At 55.9% G+C, this 18,587-nt stretch carries 17 protein-coding genes and 1 pseudogene; 12 read left to right on the top strand and 6 right to left on the bottom strand.

Annotated elements, in window-relative coordinates:
* Positions 1 to 1,623, top strand: a complete 1,623-nt coding sequence (locus tag ACR1XY_RS19695; RefSeq protein ID WP_480595658.1) for a thiamine pyrophosphate-binding protein — start codon at positions 1 to 3, stop codon at positions 1,621 to 1,623.
* A gap of 33 nt (positions 1,624 to 1,656) precedes the next feature.
* Here the strand turns inward: ACR1XY_RS19695 and ACR1XY_RS19700 are convergent, their stop codons facing one another.
* Complete coding sequence (locus tag ACR1XY_RS19700) at positions 1,657 to 2,007, bottom strand: hypothetical protein (protein WP_480595660.1); 351 nt, start codon at positions 2,005 to 2,007, stop codon at positions 1,657 to 1,659.
* Positions 2,008 to 2,049: 42 nt separating this feature from the next.
* On the opposite strand from ACR1XY_RS19700, the gene ACR1XY_RS19705 reads away from it, so the two are divergent.
* The 5 genes and pseudogenes from ACR1XY_RS19705 to ACR1XY_RS19725 all read left to right on the top strand — a co-directional run bounded on the left by ACR1XY_RS19705 (position 2,050) and on the right by ACR1XY_RS19725 (position 7,438).
* Entirely contained in the window at positions 2,050 to 2,343 is a 294-nt protein-coding gene (locus tag ACR1XY_RS19705; protein WP_480595662.1) for an aminotransferase class I/II-fold pyridoxal phosphate-dependent enzyme, read from the top strand.
* A gap of 250 nt (positions 2,344 to 2,593) precedes the next feature.
* A complete protein-coding gene (locus ACR1XY_RS19710; RefSeq protein WP_480595664.1) occupies positions 2,594 to 2,728 on the top strand; it encodes a hypothetical protein in 135 nt (44 codons plus the stop codon).
* 82 nt (positions 2,729 to 2,810) lie between these two features.
* Positions 2,811 to 2,972 (top strand): annotated as a pseudogene (locus ACR1XY_RS19715) (IS6 family transposase); the annotation flags it as partial.
* 219 nt (positions 2,973 to 3,191) lie between these two features.
* Complete coding sequence (locus ACR1XY_RS19720) at positions 3,192 to 4,115, top strand: SMP-30/gluconolactonase/LRE family protein (RefSeq protein WP_480595695.1); 924 nt, start codon at positions 3,192 to 3,194, stop codon at positions 4,113 to 4,115.
* Between the two features lie 197 nt (positions 4,116 to 4,312).
* Positions 4,313 to 7,438, top strand: coding sequence for an ATP-binding protein (locus tag ACR1XY_RS19725; RefSeq protein ID WP_480595666.1), 3,126 nt, complete (start codon positions 4,313 to 4,315; stop codon positions 7,436 to 7,438).
* Here the strand turns inward: ACR1XY_RS19725 and ACR1XY_RS19730 are convergent.
* The 5 genes from ACR1XY_RS19730 to ACR1XY_RS19750 all read right to left on the bottom strand — a co-directional run bounded on the left by ACR1XY_RS19730 (position 7,435) and on the right by ACR1XY_RS19750 (position 12,959).
* On the bottom strand, positions 7,435 to 8,832 hold the full coding sequence (locus ACR1XY_RS19730) for a Dyp-type peroxidase (RefSeq protein ID WP_480595668.1): 1,398 nt from the start codon (positions 8,830 to 8,832) through the stop codon (positions 7,435 to 7,437). The two genes, ACR1XY_RS19725 and ACR1XY_RS19730, sit on opposite strands and share 4 nt — an antisense overlap.
* Positions 8,829 to 9,545: a hypothetical protein gene (locus ACR1XY_RS19735; RefSeq protein ID WP_480595670.1), complete on the bottom strand. Its 717-nt coding sequence runs from the start codon at positions 9,543 to 9,545 to the stop codon at positions 8,829 to 8,831. Before ACR1XY_RS19735 ends, ACR1XY_RS19730 begins: the two co-directional genes overlap by 4 nt.
* A 3-nt stretch (positions 9,546 to 9,548) precedes the next feature.
* A complete protein-coding gene (locus ACR1XY_RS19740) occupies positions 9,549 to 10,562 on the bottom strand; it encodes a catalase (protein WP_480595672.1) in 1,014 nt (337 codons plus the stop codon).
* Between the two features lie 133 nt (positions 10,563 to 10,695).
* On the bottom strand, positions 10,696 to 11,745 hold the full coding sequence (locus tag ACR1XY_RS19745; protein ID WP_480595674.1) for a patatin-like phospholipase family protein: 1,050 nt from the start codon (positions 11,743 to 11,745) through the stop codon (positions 10,696 to 10,698).
* Positions 11,746 to 12,026: 281 nt separating this feature from the next.
* A complete protein-coding gene (locus ACR1XY_RS19750; RefSeq protein WP_480595676.1) occupies positions 12,027 to 12,959 on the bottom strand; it encodes a LysR family transcriptional regulator in 933 nt (310 codons plus the stop codon).
* A gap of 155 nt (positions 12,960 to 13,114) precedes the next feature.
* Between ACR1XY_RS19750 and ACR1XY_RS19755 the strand changes: the two genes are divergently transcribed.
* The 6 genes from ACR1XY_RS19755 (at position 13,115) to ACR1XY_RS19780 (ending at position 18,460) form a co-directional block, all read left to right on the top strand.
* The gene (locus ACR1XY_RS19755; protein WP_480595678.1) at positions 13,115 to 14,131 is read left to right on the top strand and encodes a TRAP transporter substrate-binding protein; all 1,017 of its coding nucleotides are present in this window, start codon (positions 13,115 to 13,117) and stop codon (positions 14,129 to 14,131) included.
* A 67-nt stretch (positions 14,132 to 14,198) separates the two neighbouring features.
* Complete coding sequence (locus tag ACR1XY_RS19760; protein ID WP_480595680.1) at positions 14,199 to 14,735, top strand: TRAP transporter small permease; 537 nt, start codon at positions 14,199 to 14,201, stop codon at positions 14,733 to 14,735.
* A 17-nt stretch (positions 14,736 to 14,752) separates the two neighbouring features.
* Positions 14,753 to 16,093, top strand: a complete 1,341-nt coding sequence (locus ACR1XY_RS19765) for a TRAP transporter large permease (RefSeq protein ID WP_480595682.1) — start codon at positions 14,753 to 14,755, stop codon at positions 16,091 to 16,093.
* An 18-nt stretch (positions 16,094 to 16,111) separates the two neighbouring features.
* Complete coding sequence (locus ACR1XY_RS19770) at positions 16,112 to 16,606, top strand: universal stress protein (RefSeq protein ID WP_480595684.1); 495 nt, start codon at positions 16,112 to 16,114, stop codon at positions 16,604 to 16,606.
* Between the two features lie 26 nt (positions 16,607 to 16,632).
* Entirely contained in the window at positions 16,633 to 17,019 is a 387-nt protein-coding gene (locus tag ACR1XY_RS19775; protein WP_480595686.1) for a nuclear transport factor 2 family protein, read from the top strand.
* A 37-nt stretch (positions 17,020 to 17,056) separates the two neighbouring features.
* Positions 17,057 to 18,460, top strand: a complete 1,404-nt coding sequence (locus tag ACR1XY_RS19780) for an NAD(P)/FAD-dependent oxidoreductase (RefSeq protein ID WP_480595689.1) — start codon at positions 17,057 to 17,059, stop codon at positions 18,458 to 18,460.
* Positions 18,461 to 18,587 lie beyond the last annotated feature (127 nt).

The raw sequence follows: 18,587 nt of genomic DNA on the forward strand, positions 1-18,587 counted from the left end.
ATGAAAACTGACAAAGACCTTCGGGCCGCCGACCTCCTCGCGCGGCGGCTCTACGAGGCTGGCTGCCGGCACGCTTTTGGCATGCCAGGCGGGGAAGTGTTGACGCTTGTCGACGCGTTTGAAAAGGCCGGGATCACATTCGTTCTGTGCAAACATGAAAACAGCGCAGGCTTCATGGCCGAAGGGGCGCATCACATGACCGGCGCACCAGGCATTCTCGTGGCAACAGTTGGCCCGGGCGCTTTGAACTGCGTGAATGTCGTCGCCAACGCACAGCAAGATCGTGTGCCGCTCATCGTCCTGACCGGTTGTGTCGATGCAACCGAGGCTCTGACCTACACACATCAGGTTCTGGACCATCAGGCCGTGTTCCGCCCGATCACCAAGGTGAGCTTTATGCTGACCGCTGAGGGAGCAGATACGATTGCGGACAAAGCGGTTACTATCGCAACTGATGGCCGCGACGGCCCCGTCCATATCGATATACCGATTTCTGTAGCCGATGCGCGTCCCGGCCCCGTTGAGATGCGCCGTCGCTCAAAGGTGAGTGCTGTCGTTCCTGCGGAAGATGATCTCACGCTGGCCCGATCTTGGTTGGCGACTTCCAAGAGACCTGTCTTGATCGTGGGTCTGGATGCGCTCAAAGACGATGCGAGCGCAGCCGTTCTGCGTTTTTGCGAAACGCAGAAAGTTCCGGTCATCACGACCTACAAGGCGAAAGGGATCATCCCTGAAGACCATCCCCTTTGCATGGGCAGCGCCGGTTTGTCTCCTAAGAACGATAGTATCCTGCTGCCGTTCATACACGAGGCTGATCTGATCATCTGCGCAGGCTACGACCCGATTGAAATGCGGGTCGGCTGGCGCGATGCTTGGGACGCGGAGATAGTCAAAGTGATTGATATCTCGGCCGAGCCCAACACCCATTATATGCACCAGTCGAGTCTTCAGTTCGTCTCGCATGTCGGGCGCACGTTGGATGCCATCTCGGAAGTGGTCGCGGCTACATCCCGCTGGTCGGACGGCAAGATCAACACGGTGCGGGAAAGCGTGACCTCGGCTTTTGCCGAGACGGAGGATTGGGGACCGGGAACGGTCATCGATATCTGCCGCGAAGTGTTGCCAAAGGACACCGTCGCCACGGTCGATTCCGGTGCGCACCGCATTCTTCTGTCGCAGAAGTGGAACTGCTACGCCCCGAAGGGCCTGCTGCAATCGTCGGCGCTCTGCACTATGGGCTGTGCCGTCCCGCTTGCCATGGGCGCTTCGCTGATCGAACCGGGCCGTACGGTTGTGTCATTCTCTGGCGATGCCGGAATGCTTATGGTGGCAGGTGAACTGTCGACGGCGGCGGAACTCGGTCTGAAAACGATTTTCGTGGTTTTCGTGGACGCCAGCCTTGCCCTCATTGAGATCAAACAGCGCGGGCGGCAGCTTAAGAACGCGGGCGTGGATTTTGGCAGGCACGACTTTGCACGCTTGGCGGAAGCTTTAGGTGGTATCGGGCGCACCGTGGGTTCTGCCGTAGAGCTGAAGGCCGCTCTTGCTGCCGCACAGGCCGCCGACAGTTTCACGGTCATCGCCGCCGTGATTGATCGGGGGGCGTATGATGGACGGATCTGAAATGCGTGCAAAACGCCTGGCCGCGGTGGCCCCTTAACAAACATGGGGCAGGTGGAAAAAGCCCTTGCCCTGAAGGCTCAAGGGAACCCGATCATCGATTTCGGGATCGGGGAGCCGGACTTCTAAACGCCAAGCCATGTGAAGACGACCGCGATCAATGCAATTCACAAGGACAGTGCGAGGCATACGGTCGATGCAGGCACGCCAGCGTTGAGGTTTTCGGCTTGTGTTAAGCTCAGCCGGAAAAACACTCTTGGGAATGCGCCGGAAAGCATCACCGTCTCCTTCGGCGTGACGCAGGTCATCTACAACGCCTTCATGGCCTTGTTCTCGAAAGGCGATGAAGTGTCCTTTCAGCCCCCTATTGGTCGTCACGCCCGCCATAGCGCATGGCACTCTTGCCCTTAGGAAGATAGATTTCTGCTCATGTCTGAGCGGCTCGAGAAGGCGATTTCGTCCCGCATGAAATGGCTTACGTTGAATTTGCCGGACGACCCAACAGGGGGAGCCTATTTTAAAGCGCCGCTCGCGGCCCTTCCCGATGTGTTGCGCAGGCATCCGCATGTTTGGCTTTTATGTGAAGACATTCACGAGCATCTGAGGTTCGACGGTCACCGCCTTGTCTCGATTCTAATTGTCGCCCCCGACCTGAAAACCAGAATGTCGCTGGTCAATGGCGTCTCACAATTATTCGCCATGAACGGATGGCGGACCGGATAGGGTGCCGGGCCTGGGATTCCAATCGCGGCAATGAGCGCTGCACGGGCTAGAGCGGTACTTATGCCTGTTCCATCTCGCAAGCGGCCTCTGCCGCAGCGCTGGATAAGCCGAGTTCTGGCCGGGCCCAAAGGTACGCAGCTTCTTGCGGGTACGCGCGCGACAGGGCAATGAGCGTCCCAATACCGTTTCCTACCATATGTTATAGGCAAGCGTTGTGCATGTTGCAGTCGACGTAAGGAACGACATACAATTGAGCGGGTTTCGCACTGGTTGTGCAAGCCAGTTCGACTATGGCTTCGTCGCCATGCTTCTGAACGCGCAAGGCGAGCGTGTAAATGTAATGATCGAGGTCAATCGCCAGGCGGCAGGGGGTATCGCAAGCTAGTGAAGTGCTCGAAAGCTCATGACCAGATTTTTGGACTGTGCCATAATCTACCGACCGTGCCTCGCGATCATTCATGCCGGATAACAAGGTGATTGAGCAGGACCATCGTTTCACCATAAAGAAGAGGATTCGACCAGTCCTCGGTTTCAAATCCCTCACCTTTGCAGCTTCGACATCAGAAGGCATCGAAGTGGCACCAATGATCCGCAAGGGGCAACTCGCGTCCGGAGCTTGTCCTTTCAAACTGTTGCCGAACTGGATGCTAGCCCCGCAGGTACAGAGTGGTCTTTTCGGTGAGCAAGAAACCTTGCCACAAAACCTGCCGTCGGAGGCTTGTAAAACTCTGGCAGTACATCCAAAAATTGCCAGAGACTTTGCCGAATTTGTCTTGCCTCGGGCAAGTGGGTTTTCATCGGCAGACGCCGAAGCACTCACAGCTTCAGCGCATCCAGGGAGCTTTGGAATGGCCTTAGAACTGCAAGAGATGTGCAACGGTTTGGGTTTTCCCGAAGGTCCGGTTGCTATGAACGACGGGTCGGTTCTTTTCGTCGACATCAAGGATCAGACCCTGGCACGCCTTTCACCCGATGGTGATGTCCGCGTTGTGGCGGAGATTCCCGGCGGTCCTAACGGGGTAGCGATAGGCCCGGACGGAGCAGCCTATGTCTGCAACAACGGCGGTGTCTACAGTTTTGTGCCGTTTGGTCCCGAACAGATCACCGTACCCGCCCCGATCCGGCCCAATTACAAGGGCGGGTCCGTGCACAGGGTGGATCTGAAGACCGGAGCCGTGACGCAACTGTTTGACTCGTATGACGGCAAGCGGCTGATCGCGCCCGATGATTTGGTGTTCGATAAGTCCGGCGGCTTCTGGTTCACTGACACGGGGATAGAAGATGAGGATTCCACACGTTATGGTGGTCTTTATTATGCCTCGATAGATGGCACGACACTGATCAAAGCCGCAACGATTCCCATGCCCAACGGAGTCGGCTTGTCACCGGATGGCAAAACCGTTTATGTCTCGGACACAGTTTTCGGGCGGCTTTGGGCGATGAAAATCACAGGTCTCGGTGAGGTCGAACCGGGTCCCATCCCAGGCATGCCGGGCAATGTTGTACAGACGCTGCCGGGATATCAATGGCTGGACAGTCTCAAGGTTGAGCAGGATGGCCGCGTCTGCGTCGGAACCTTGTTCAATGGCGGGATCACGGTGTTCAACCTGAATGGCACCACCGAGCATGTGGAAATACCCGATATGTTCACCACAAATATGTGCTTCGGTGGTAAAGACATGCGTGATTTGTGGATTACGGCGTCGAGCACCGGAAAAATATACAAGGCCCGATGGCCCCGCCCTGGCCTGAAACTGGCATTCACCGCGTGACACGCTAATGATTTAGGAAAAGACACATAGGCCTGTGTCTGGCATGACACTTTCCTTGCCTTTTGAGTATACTAAAATACTTTTTCGCCCACAAACTCTGGCGGGGAGGGATCGGGTGTTGTAAACCCTTTGCTCACATGGGGGATATGACGGAAATACCATCGCGAATACCGACGGATCCTGGACAACGACGCCAGGTGTCTGTCCTGTTTGCAGATATGGTCGGCTATACCGCCATAGTCGCCCGTCTGGATGAAGAAAAAGCGCTCGAATTCGTGCGCAAAGTCTATGACACGCTGTCCCGCGCAGTCGAAGAAAACGGTGGCGCGGTCCGCGATTTTGCCGGCGACAGCATAATGGCATTGTTTGGTATCCCCGACGCGCTTGAAGACCCGGCCTTGCGAGCCTGCCGCGCCGCATTGTCGATCCATGCTGCCTTCGCTTCTGCCGCAACAGACTTTGACAAACGCTTTGGAGTGCGCCCGGAAATGCGCGTTGGTGTCAGCTCAGGCAATGTCCTGATGGCTACGGTTCAAGGGGAAACCGGGCCGACGACGGCGGTAGGCAGCACGGTGAATCTGGCCGCACGACTTGAAAACCTTGCGCCACCCGGGGGAAGCCTGCTGTGCGACACCACTCGCGATTTGGTCGAATGGGTCTCCGATCTCAGCTATTTCGGTGAACACACGATCAAGGGCCTGTCCGCGCCGCAAAAAATCTGGCAACTGAAAGCTGTCCGCGAAGGCGCGACGCGCTTTGACGCGTCAGTCGCGCAAGGGTTGAGCAGTTATGTCGGTCGGATGGGTGAACTGGATGCAATGTCCACAGCTTTGCTAAGGTCGAAATCCGAGTGTTCGGTTGTTGATTTGGTGGCAGAACCGGGTTTGGGGAAAACCCGCCTAATCTACGAATTTGTTCACCAGATGCCGACCGGCGAAGTCACCGCTCTGATGGGGAATTGCTACGCAGACGGTCAACAGACTCCGTTCCTGCCAATTTTGGAAATCGTCCGAAAGTCCTTTCAGATCAGCGACAGAAACAATCCGCTGCGCGTTCAGGCGAAACTAGAGACCGGTCTAGCTAAGTACGGGCTGTTTTCCTGGCAAAATCTGGGCCTGCTGATGAACCTTCTCGGTCTCAAGTCACCCGAAGGGTCTTTGGATGGTCTCGATGGTGTTCTGATCGGCTTGCGCATCCGCGAATTGCTGACAGACTTGCTCAAGAAAAAATGCGCGACCGACCAGGTCATTCTTGTGATCGAAGATAGCCATTGGATCGACAGCTCCTCGGAAGATCTGATAACGATCCTGCTTGAAGACCCGGAAATTTCGAACCTGCTGGTCATTCAAACGCGGCGGCCGGAGTATACGCCGAAATGGCTTGGCACAAGCGGCGTGACAACCGTCGCGCTGAGACCATTGCCAGTCGCGGACTTTGAGGATCTGGTTCAGAGCCGTCTTGGTGTGCCTGAACTCCCGAACGGTTTGGCGGAACAGCTGACCGAGCGCGCCGGCGGCAACCCGCTGTTTGGCGAAGAGATTCTGAGCTTTCTACTGGATCAGGGCACATTACGTGTCGATGACGGCACCGCCTATTTCAATGCGGATATCAATGACAGCGGGTTGCCCCTTACGATGCGCAGCCTGTTGACGACCAGAATTGAACGTCTCGCTCCCGAGGATCGCGAAGTCTTGCAGGCCGCCGCTGTTATCGGGCGCCGCTTTGATCCCGGCCTGCTGGCCCAAGTTGTCACGAACTCCGATGAAGTTGGTACAACTCTGCAACGACTGCAAACGCAGGATGTCCTATATCGCGAGACGAGTTCCTCAGACTATGTCTTCAAACATGTTCTGCTGCGGGACTCTGTGTACCAGAGTCTTATTCAGTCACGACGGTCCGAGTTGCATTTGGCGATCGCCGATGCGCTGGCTTTGCGCAATGCAAACCGGGTGCAAGAGGTGGCCGAAACACTGGCCTTCCATTATGGGCAAACCAACCGTACCGATCAGGCGTTCCGCTATAGTTCCATGGCCGGAGACAAAAGCTTGGGGGTGTATTCTCTGGACGAAGCCAACCGGTTCTTTGTCGCGGCGCTGGAGCTGTATCAAAGCGACCCCGATTGTGCATCGGATGAACAGTTTGCCGCCTTCATGGCCAGTTTTGCACTCTGCTCCAACATCTCGTTACGGGTCAAAACGATTATCGAGCTGGCTGGCGCGGTTCGGCCGATACTGCAAAAGGTAGGGGACAGTCAGCACCACGCCTTGTTCCTGCACCATTATGTGTCGTGTTTGGTGTGCAATGGTAAGTATCGCGAAGCACATTGGGTGCAGCAAGAATTGACTGAAATGGCTCAACGCCTGAGGGATCCTTCTTCCAGTGCCTATGCCATGGTCAACGAACTGTCGGTTTCGATCTACCATTCTCCGATCCCGAATGAGCGGTTTGAGACCAGAAAGCGCGAAATCGAGACCATTCTGGAAAGAATCGACGATGCTTATATCCACAATTTCTTTCTGGCGACGGTTGGCTGGAACGAACTGACCCGTGGCCGCGTGGCCCAGGCGCACGCGGCATCGGATCGGATGATTGCACTTGGAAAATCCAAGAACGATCCGCGGGCGCTGGGTTATGGAACCGCAATGAAAGCGTTGATCGCAATGGTCACGGATGACCATGAACTGGCGCTAACGATGGCCGAGAAGGCACGACAGGACTCGAAGGTTGAGTTTGAGCATGCAATAGCCGAGGCGGCCCGGGTTGCCGCGATGGTACCGTTGGAGAAACCCGGTGCGATTGAAACCGTTCAAAAGCATATCAAGGACTGCGAAGAGAAAGGTTGGACTTTGTTCACCTTCGGGCCTGCAACAATGCTGGGCGTGGCTTATGCGCTGAACGGCCAGGTCGCCGCTGGACTGCGGCAGGTCGAATGGGCCATTCAGAAACGTACGGATGAGAGCACTCAGGTTTCGGCAGACTGGGCACGGTTGTTCCTGTGCGAGATGTATCTGGCCATTTTGACCGGTGAGGGTGGCGGCTCAATCAGTGTTCTGATCAGGAACTTTCGCTCGATCATCTGGGTCATGCTGTTTGGAAGAAAGCGGTTGATTGCTATGATTGAACAGGTGCGCAGTAATCCACAGTTCGACAAAAATGGCCATTACATCGCGCGCTGTGACATGATCATGGGACTGCTCTACAAGGCAAAGAAAAAGAAACCACAGGCCAGGGATTACCTGACCAAAGCGCGTGTTGTTGTCGAATCCGCCGGGCGGTCACCGATGCTGACGCGGATTGATACCGCGCTGGCGGAACTTGCCTAATCCGTCAAATCAGACAGGTATCTGATCGCAGTCAGGCTGGGCAGGAACGTGTAAGCACCACCGCGCGTTTGGATCAGGCGAGGGAAACCGTTCAGACGGATTGTGTCTCCGTCCGGCACTGTCATGTCGAACCAGCTGGTTTCCGGTGTGTTGGCACCCAGCAAGGGATCGTTCGCACCAGTAATCCGTGGGTCCTGGAGGCCCAGATTAATCCAGTCGCACATCACCGCCTCGAACTGCGCACCGATATTGGCGCCGATGAAACTGCCAAGCAAGCCGCGTTCTTCTGTATCGGGGTTTCGAGGGTCAAAATCCGGGCCATAGGACATGCCACGCCGCACCAGTCGACGCGTATAATTTGCGATACGCTGAACGATCGGACCGCCCCGAGGATTGCCGCGCCGCAGGTGCGAGCCTGCCGGGCAGCGCGATCCGTGCGTGTAGTCAAAATTGGTCAGTGACACCTCGCTCTTGGGCCACTGGGCATTTGGCGACAGCTCGTAGGGTACGCCATTGCGCCAGCGCCCACACATCTGCGCGGCGACCACTTCGCGCAGGGCACCGTGCATGTCCAATCCTTCACCGATGCGATCCAGGTTATCGGGGTCCGCCAACTGGTCGCGTTTGGGGTGCAGCATCAGGGCTTCGGCCGCCTGATCGAGATACGCTTCGAATCCGGCGGCATCCTGCGCCAGAATTCGAAACGCATTGAACGATCCGTTGAACCCAAGCGCATGGGGCGACGGGACGCGGAACAGAACGCCCTCCTGTTTCGTTGGATAGCCAAGCAGCGCAGTGCCGAGCGGGTCGATGGGCTCGTCCACGCCTTCTTGGTCGGGGTCATAGACCTGTTCGAAACGTGGCTGAGAGATCCCGTCGACATAGCCAAAAAACACCTTACCCTCGGGTAGGTTTCGCCCGTTACGTACGCCCAGAATGCTGAATGCTCCTGCAACCTGTTGTTCGACGGTATCGAGGTGTTCGGGATCATCCGAATGCACCGATGCTATCAGATGTATGCGGTCGGGACGGTCGAAAGGGGTGGGCCAGTTCTCGGGCCCGCTGTCCCCAAAATCCCCGAGTTTCATCGCCCGCTGTGTCATGCCTTGAACGAATTCGGTCGGAAAGGTCCTCAAATGCTCGGGCGGCGTGCCCAAAGCCCGCAGCCCCGCATAGGTGATCCCGATGTTAAAGCAAAAAGGTGGCCTGACCTCCCACAACAGGCCGCGGGTGATTTCGGGCACCGTGTCGCTGCCACCATCGACCGCGGTGGCCAGAAACCGACGCGCGGCCGCGCGGTCTGTGACTTCGAGGATCAGATGGCGTACCAGATCGCGGCGATATCCGCGCAAAATGTTGCCCTGAATGTCGGCGAGATCGAGTTTTGTAGTCACCAGCCCTGTCCGAATTTTTGGCGCACCTGCGCGGCAGAAACTCCGGGATAAGCGCGATAGCCGCCCCCCAGTGAGATATTGCGATTGGCGTGCAGTTGTAGAACAAATTCCCGTGGCAGGGTTTCCAGCCTGTGCGGCGGTTCGTTCGGCGGCAGCCCCTTGGCCGCATCCTGCAGACCAAACAGGTTGGTCGGGAAGTCATTCGCCTGAAACAGGTCATGCGCGTGAACCCAGTCGATAAATTCTTCGACGTTGCGCTCGGTCGGGATCAGGTGTTCGGCACCGTCGACCAGCGAGATGACGTCATTGAAGACACTGCCGATGGTGGTGATGAAATCACGGATATAATTGCTGAAATCCCCGTCATAGACCGAGATCATACAGATATTGTTGTCGATCAGCAGAAATCGCGCGAAGTGTACCGTGCCGACATTGTCGAGCCCGGCAAAAATCTCATCAACATTCTGAGCGACTGCCAGAGTCGCCCGTGCACGCCCAACCGGTGACGGGTCTTTCAGCGGCATGATCAGGTTCATCATCCGCTGTACGTTCTCGCTGGGCTGGGGCGAGGGGCGCGGACCACCGGGAAGTTTCGGCTTTGGATCACGCCAGTGCCAATAAGGCACCACGATGTAACGCGACAGGAACTTGAACCATCCGCGCTCGGGCAGGCTGTTGACGTAGCTGTTGAACCAGCTGTTCTGGCTTGTCATGACCTAACTCTCCGAGAATGGGCAGGGCGATCCGCCACGCCAATTGCTTGATATTCTGTAGGAGTCTATGCGCACCTTCAGGACCGGATCGTCCGATGCTTCGATCCCGTTGGTTAGCAGGCCCGGATTAAAGCTGAGCTTTTCGCAGTCGGCGATCTGGTCCTCGGGCACCGCGTCCAGTGTCAGCGTGCCCATCATGATCCGTTTCCGATGCGGTGGCCAGGGACGGGACGAGTTGTTGAAATCGTCGCCTACCTCGCCAATCATCATCATCAGCGAAAACCGCGCGGGCTCTTTGGCAAGACGGTCTTTCAGTTCGGCCCTCAGATAATCATCGACCGGTGCTTTGTTGGGGTCGGTCCTAAGAACTCCTGCAATCGGTTGCCACGAAAACCGCACCCAGCGGCGTGTGTTGTCAGAACCGGTGGCGACGAATGTATGCACGGCATGATACGCCGCCCTGACATAGCTGGTCGGCGCACCGATCTGGGCGGCTTGCATGATACCCAATTGGGAATAGGCGTTCTGGTCTGCGAACTCGATGGCACCATCATCCGGGCTTATGGTTTCCCCCGGATAGGGATCGCGTTTGGGCAGGATTAGTTGCAGGTAATTGCTAATCTTTCGCCAAGGAGACTCCGCCTTATACAACCTTGGTTTTGCGGCTTCTGCGAAGTCCAGAAAGGTCTCGGGAGTTGGGGCGAAAAACTCGGGCAGGGTCATCGCGATCAGATCGGTATCGGTGCCATCATCCAGATGAAACCGGACCGCCATGCCGCGCACGTCGGACCAGCCGTCATGTACCGCAGCGCAACCTGATCCGTTCGAGAACCGTACGATCACATCCGTCTTTTCCGCACGGAAGTGGTCAGCGATACAATAATTGCGGGCGATCGGTGAGGGTTCGAAACTCCCCGTCGCACTGATTCCAATGCTGTGCACCGGGCGCAGAGCCGTATCGCCATCCGGGCGCTGCAATACCGCAACCAGCTTTTCGGCAATGCCGTGATCGCTCATACCTCTCCCCTTTTCAGTCGTTGAAACCCGCTGAAAATTTCGCGTTAACCATAAATGCTAAGCCTTCAAAGGCAACAAAAACAGCGCAATGGCGGTATTGAAACTGCAGTACGTTTTCCAATGGTACACAGAGTCACCACTTTTGCAGCATTTCGACGGCATTCGCCCAGTATTTGCTCTGCTTGCTGGCCTGGAAAGCTTCGTCCATCAACCTGTAGGACTCAGGTTTGTGGGTCGCCAAACCAACGATCTTTGGCAGTGGTGGATTTATCCGCACCAGACGGTTTTTCAAAACCATACGCGCCATCCAATACTGGTTTTCCGCCGAGGTGGTCAGAAGCAACTCGATCAATGCGCCTTTGGGCGCGCCCGATGTCACCCCGAACCATTTCAACAGGCCCCAATCATCGGGATTCTTGATCATTTCCTCGGAAATGTCCGTCGGCTGCTGACCCGTGCCGATGGACAACGCTTCGATATCCGTAACCCCCTTGGCCCGATCAGCGGCGATGGCAACGTTGATCCCATTCATCACCGGGTTGTTCGCAAAGGTCCCGCCATCTGCGAAATAGCCGTAGTCGACACCATCGGCCACGATCAGATGCGGCGGGAAATAAGACGGTGCGGCAGAACTTGCCATCGCCACGTCCAGCAGTTTGACCGCTGTCATATCCAGCCAGGCCTCGTGTTCAAGGTTCTGGTTTGTGATCGTGAAAGGCGACCAGCCGATTTTGTCGCTGCGATGCAGGCAAACTGTGTTGACGGCCAGAACCAGATCCGACGACAGCGATCCAATGGTTCGGTCTTCGACGAGCGAAGTTCCAATGCGTTCAAGACCCGAGGCATGGTATTGCGACGCCATAATTCCCGGACCACCCCCAAGCCTGAGGCGACGCATGACCTTGTCGAGCGCTTTGTCCAGAACTCCGCGTTCGTTCTCCAGAAAAATCTGATCCGCGTCGCCGCGGTAATGGGCGGCCAACTCACCGACCAGAACGCTCATATCCTTGCCTTGCGTCCGGCCATCCGCCAGTGCCACGGCAATCAGACCGCCTGTCGATGTGCCCGCAAAGCCGTCCGCCTTATCCAGAAATCCGGTTTCTTCGTGAAGGCTCTGCAGGATCAGGCAGGTCAGGTATCCCCGTATCCCACCGCCATCGCAGGAAACCAACTTAAATGCCATTTGATGTGCCTCGTGTTCTTGCCCGCAGCCTGGCCCCGGTCAGAGCTGGGCGCCAGTTTTTTGTTCTTTTGACGCTGACCAAGGGGAAAAACAAGCTTTGCGTAATAAGGTGCATAGCCTGACACCATTTGGGCTAGCAGGAATTAATCTGAGGTTTTGCCGACTTTGTCGCAAACTTTTCTAAGGGAATCTGTTGTGAAGAATTGAATGCTACGCGTCATTTCTGTGATCTGGCTGTTTAGTTCCGATCCGACCGATGACGAGACTCCGTATGGTCAAAACTATGTAACAGATCCGTTGTCGTGTTGTTGGCTCAAAACACTCATAAAAAGTTTGGTGATGCGTGTTGGTGCCGGTTGCCTTCGGGTTACAGCCGCAAAACGCGTTCGATACTGCGTTTTGCTCGGCAAAACCTTCTTCATCAGGTTCTGGTCAACGAATTGCTGGGCAAGGTGGCCTGGCAAAAAACCAAGATACCTGCCGGAAAGGATCAAAATAGCAAGAGCTTGTTCGCTTTGAACCTTTGCTGCGCGCCTTAAGCCCAATTGCTGACCAACGATAAGATTTGGGGAATTCACGCTGAGGCCTGCATAGTTGTACTTGCGCAGGTCGTCCGTGCTTAGATCAATTTCTGAACGGTCAAACAAAGGGTGTTCGTTCCCACAATACAGAAACATGTCCTCACCATAAAGTGGAACATAATCAAGGCTGGCGGACGGACGGTGCAACGCGATGATCCCGATATCCAGATGCCCGGTAATGACCATCGTTTCGATCACGTTAGGTGGTTCCATCGAAAGTTCGATTTGAACTGTGGGCGCGGCTTCGTTGAATTTATGAATTGAGCGGGCCAGCCGCGCCTCTGGATTCGAGGTGCATTGATCGAACAGCGCCACCCGAATTGTACCCGCCAGTTGTTCCTTGATTTCGTTCACTTCGGTTCGAAACTGCGAGACGGATATCAATAGGTCTTCGGTGGCGCGCAGCACTTTTTCGCCGTCTTCGGTCAGCGAGAAACCAGAAGGCCCACGGTTGCAGAGTTTCAAATCCAGGCGCAGTTCAAGATCCGAAATATGCTTGGAGATGGTCGATTTGCCAATGTTCAACTCAACTTCGGCAGCCGAAAGCCCACCGCTTTCAACAACGGTTTTGAATATCCGCAACAGCCGTATGTCGGTGTCGCCTATGCGAGTGGAAAGCGTGTCGAGTTTCATTTTTCAAGTTCGATATATGTGAAACCTATCGCGCAAAGTTTAGCAACGAAGAAACACTTTGTCCAAGCTAGTGTTTCCGCGCCGAGGTAGAATCGGACTGGCCAACTCTCCCCAGGTCAGCGCGCACCTCGAAATCTGAAAATGGGAGGAAATCCATGTCATTTATCAAAAAGCTTGGCACCATCACCGCTGCAGTATCCGTGGCGGCGCTGATGGCTGCAGGCGCAGCCGACGCGAAAAACTTCAAAATTGCGGTTGGCGACAGCGCAGGTAGCGCACAGGAAGCTCTTGGAATAGCATTTGTCAAAGCGCTCGAAGAGAAATCGGGCGGCGGGCATACTGCGACCCTATTCCTGAACGGTCAGTTAGGCTCTGAGCAGGACACCGTCAACGAAGCCGCCATCGGCACGCTGGACATGTCGCTGCTGGCGATCAACAACATCACACCCTTCTCGCCTTCGGTGGGCGTATTCACGCTGCCTTACGTTATCCTGAGCCTCGAAGACGCTGAGACGCTGACTCAGGGTCCGATCGGTCAGGAACTGGTCGAAAACACGATCCGCGATGCGGGCGTGCGCATCATCGGCTGGACCTATACCGGTTTCCGCCGCCTGACCAACTCGAAAAAGCCGGTCAGCTCGGTTGCCGACCTGCAGGATCTGATCATCCGCGTTCCCAAAAACGAGATCATGATCGAAACCTACAAGTCCTGGGGCATCAACCCGACCCCGATGGCATGGTCAGAGACCTTCACCGGTCTTCAGACCAAGGTTGTCGACGGCCAGGACAACCCATACCTGACCATCAACGCAATGAAGTTCTACGAGGTACAGGACCACGTAACCAACCTGCGTTATATTTTCTCGATCGAACCGCTGATCATTTCCGAAGCTGTCTTCCAGGATCTGTCCGAAGAAGAACAACAGATGATCTTGGAAGCAGGACAAGAGGCAACTTTGGCCTCAGCTCAGTTCCTTCGTGATTCAGAAGCGGCCATCAAAGAAGAGCTGACCGCCAAGGGCATGGAAATCATCGATCCAGAAAACGACGAAGCCGAGTTCATTGAACTGGCAACCGGTGCCGTATGGCCGCAGTTCTACGACTCCATCGGTGGCGTCGACAAACTGAACGCTGTTCTCGAAGCCATCGGCCGCGACCCGGTCCAACAGTAATCGCCGTAGAGCGATACAGGGAAGAGCGCTACGGCGCTCTTCTCATCTCAGGGAGGAGGGAACCCACATGTTCTGGAAATTTCTGGACAATATAGAAAGCGTCATATGCCGGGTTTTATTATCCGGTTTCGTCTGCCTTTTGTTCGTACAGATCGTCGCGCGCGAAGTCTTCGGCTTTTCGATCAGCTGGATTGAGGAACTCTCGGTCTACATGTTCGTCTGGTTCGTCTATTTCGGCGCCAGTTACGCCGCTTTGAAAGGCGCACATAACCGGGTGACATTCCAGTTCAAGTTTCTGCCCGACGGCGCGATCAAATACATTGAGGCTTTTGCCGATCTCTTCTGGCTCTTCTTCAATGTCTACTTCTTGTATCTGTCAACGGATTTTGTCTTCAACAAGATGAACAAATTCTGGAAGTCGCAGACTTTGGGCATCGAGATGAAGTACATCTACATGGTGCTGCCCATCGCCTTTGCGCTGATGACCTTCCGCGTCATTCAGGTGAACTACCGCCGCCTGGTCAAGGGTGAAGAAATCCACGACCCCGATCAGATCGACCTCGACGAAATCAAAGCTGCCACTGAAGCAGCCAAGAACGACTAAGGCAGGGAGGAAACGTCATGGAATCCGAAATCGTCACAATCCTATTTGGATCGTTTCTTCTTCTGCTGCTCATCGGCGCACCGATCACGGTTGCTCTGGGTGTGGCTTCGCTGTTTTCGTTCCTGTATCTGGGCGAAAATCCCATCAAATTCGTGCAGATTGCCTTTACCTCGGTGGGCGCTTTCCCTCTGATGGCGCTGCCAGCCTTTATCCTGGCCGGAGCCTTGATGGAGGCCGCCGGTATCTCAAAACGGCTGATAAACGTCGCTGAAAGTCTCGCCGGTCCATTTACCGGTGGCATCTCGGCGGCAACTGTCATGGCCTGTCTGTTTTTTGGCGCCATTTCGGGCTCAGGCCCGGCAACGACCGCGGCGGTGGGGATGCTGATGATCCCCGCGATGATCAACCGCGGATATGAGCGCGGCTATGCCTCGGCGATCACTGCGTCCTCTGGCGGCCTCGGGATTATCATTCCTCCCTCCATCCCGATGGTGATCTTCGGCATTGCCGCGCTCGGCATGGCACCTCCGGTCGAAGCGGTCGAGAAATTCGGTACCTTCCAGTCGGTCTCAATCTCGAAACTGTTCATCGCAGGCTTCGTTCCGGCCTTCCTGATCGCCACCAGCCTGCTGATTCTGAACTTTTTCATGTCGAAAAAGCGCGGCTACAAAGGATCGGCCGAAGGTTGGTCCATCCGTAATGTTTTCTGTGAGATGTACCGTGGATTCTGGTCATTGATGGCACCGCTGGTGATCCTAGGTGGCATTTACACCGGTTTCTTCACCCCGACCGAGGCCGCAATTGTTGCGATCTTCTACACGCTGGTCGTGGGTGTAGTGATCTACCGCGAACTGACGTGGCAAACGCTTTTCCAATCGCTGGAAGCCACCACATGGTTGACCGGCCGGGTTCTGTTGATCCTGTTCACCGCCACTGTGTTTGGCCGTCTGCTGGTGGAGAACCAGATCCCGGCGATCATCGCGGACTCGATGCTCAGCTTTACCGACAACCTCTATGTGATCTGGGCGCTGATCATCTTCTTCCTGCTGTTTGTCGGCATGTTCATGGAGACGCTGGCCACCATCCTGATCCTGGTTCCGGTGATGCTGCCGGTGGCTTATTCGGTGGGCATCGACCCGATCCACTTTGGCGTGGTGATGGTCTGTACGCTGGGCATCGGCTTCCAGACGCCGCCGCTGGGTGAGAACCTGTTCATCGCCTCGGGAATTTCGAACATCTCGATCGAACAGATCTCACTGCGGGCGCTGCCATTTGCAGCCGCTAATACGGCCGCGATCTTCATCATCGCCTTCTTCCCTGAGCTGTCGCTGTGGTTGCCACGGCTGCTGGGCTACTGACCCGGAAAGGATGACGACATGAAACAATTGATCACCAACATCCTGTTTGCCACCGACCTGTCGGCGAACTCACCCCACGCCCTGCGCCATGCTGCCAGCATCGCGCAGGCCACAGGGGCGCAGATTCACGTGCTGCACGTTAACGAGCCGCTTTCAGAAGACGCCAAAATCACGATGGAAATGTTCATCCTAAACGCGGAAACCCGTAAAACCGCGCTGTCGCGCCGCCACGAGATGGTGCGACAGGTATTGGCAGAACGGCAGGCAAAGTTCTGGGCACGCTTCGAAGGCGATGATGCCAGGATTCGTGAACAGGTAACCTCGGTCGAGGTCACCGACGGTCACCCCGCCGAAGTGATCCTGCGCCGTTCGGTTGAGTTGGGCTGTGATCTGATCGTGCTCGGCGCGCACGACCACGGCTTTTCCCATACCTTCCTCGGCACCGTCGCCAAACGCGTTTTGCGGCGGTCCAAGATCCCGACACTGATCGTTCCGAACCCGAACGAAACCTAACAACCCCTCTGAAAAGGAAACACAATATGAGCAAGACCCTGACCGCGCAGGACCTGGCCGACACGTTCGACGCGTTCAACCGTCACGACATCGACGGAGTGATGACCCATTTTGCCGATGACTGCGTGTTCTACACCGTCGCCGGTGACAAGAAATACGGCAACAAGGTCGAAGGCGCAGAGGCCATCGCTGCTGCGTTCTCGGGCGTATGGGCTGGTATGAAAGACGCGCATTGGGATCACCACAGCCACTTTGTGCACGGTGATAGGGCTGTATCGGAGTGGACTTTTTCCGGCACCGACGCCAACGGCATGCGCATCGAGGCCGAGGGCGCCGATTTGTTCACCGTGCGTGACGGGAAAATCATAGTGAAACAGGCGCTTCGCAAAACGCGCCCAATGTTCAAAGCCTGATCCGCCGCCCTGCGCGTAGCTTCGGAGAGTAACAAGAATGGTGGACAACAACATCCCGCGTCACTGGCCCAAGGCCAGCTATGACCCCAAGTATGACCCCATCATAGATGCGGGTCCGGGTCACAATCGTGACCACGCGCCAACATACTGGATTGGCACTGCGGGCACACCGCCTGCGGATGATGGCCCGGTGTCCAGTGACATGGATGCCGACGTCGTTGTTATCGGCTCGGGCTATACCGGATTGTCGACCGCCATTCACCTGGCCAAGGAGCATGGCATTCAGGCCGTGGTTCTGGAGGCGAACACCGTGGCTTGGGGCTGTTCGACCCGCAATGGTGGGCAGGCCCAGATTTCCTCAGGGCGGTTGAAACGCTCGCAGTGGATCGAGCGGTGGGGCATAGACGTGGCCAAAGGCATGCACGCAGAAGTGACCGAAGCCTTTGAGCTCTTCAATGATCTGATCGCTTCGGACGATATCGACTGCGATCCGCAGCCGGGGGGACATTATTATATTGCCCACCGGGACAAGGTGATGCCGTCGCTCAAAAAAGAGAGCAAGCTGCTGAATGATGTGTTCGGTTATGGATCGCGCATTATTTACCGCGATGAGCTGCACGAAAGCCACGTGCGTGAAATGGAGGCAGCAGGTGCCATGTGGGAGCCTGATGGCACCTGCATCCATGCTGGCAAACTGGCCTTTGGTTATGTCAACATGGCCCGCCGGTTGAGCGTGAAAATCCACACCGGCAGCCCGGTAATGGGGTGGGAGACCAAAAACGGCGTTCATCATCTGCGTACGCCGGGGGGTATCGTTCGGGCAAAGACCGTGGCTCTGGCAACCGCCGGTTACACGCCGCCCGGTTTGAACAACCGGACCAAACACCGCTTGATGCCGATCCTGTCAAACTCGATGGTCACACGGCCCTTGACCCAGTCCGAACTGGACGAGTGTGGCATCCAGACCAAATCGCCCCTGACCGATACCCGCACGTTACGGCACTATTATCGCCTTTTGCCGGACAATCGGATGCAGATCGGCAGCCGCAGTGCCGTGACAGGGCGGGATGCCGAAAACAACAAGCACTTGGAACTGCTGAAAAAAGGTCTTGCCCGCAAGTTCCCGGCGCTGGAAGATATCAACCTCGACTACTCGTGGTGGGGGTGGGTCGATGTCAGCCACGACATGATGCCCCGTATCTTCCAGCCAGACCCTGATCAAAGCGTGTTCTACGCGATGGGGTATGGCGGCAATGGCGTGATGTATTCAGCACAGGCCGGGCGACGCATGGCGCAGTTGGTTGCCGGTGAAAAAGATAAGGCATTTGACCTGCCAATCTTCACGTCCCCGCTGCCAAGCCACGGCATCCTCACACCCTTCCGACGATTGGGCCAGCGCATGGCTTATGTCGGCTACTACCTCAGGGACGAAATTCTCTAACTCACCAACGCTTTGACGTCTCAAACAAGGACAGAAACAGATGAAAATGACGACGGAAGAGGCCTTTGTTAAGGTTCTGCAGCTTCACGGTATTGAACACGCGTTTGGTATCATTGGTTCGGCGATG

The organism is Ruegeria sp. AD11(2025), from assembly GCF_056542405.1.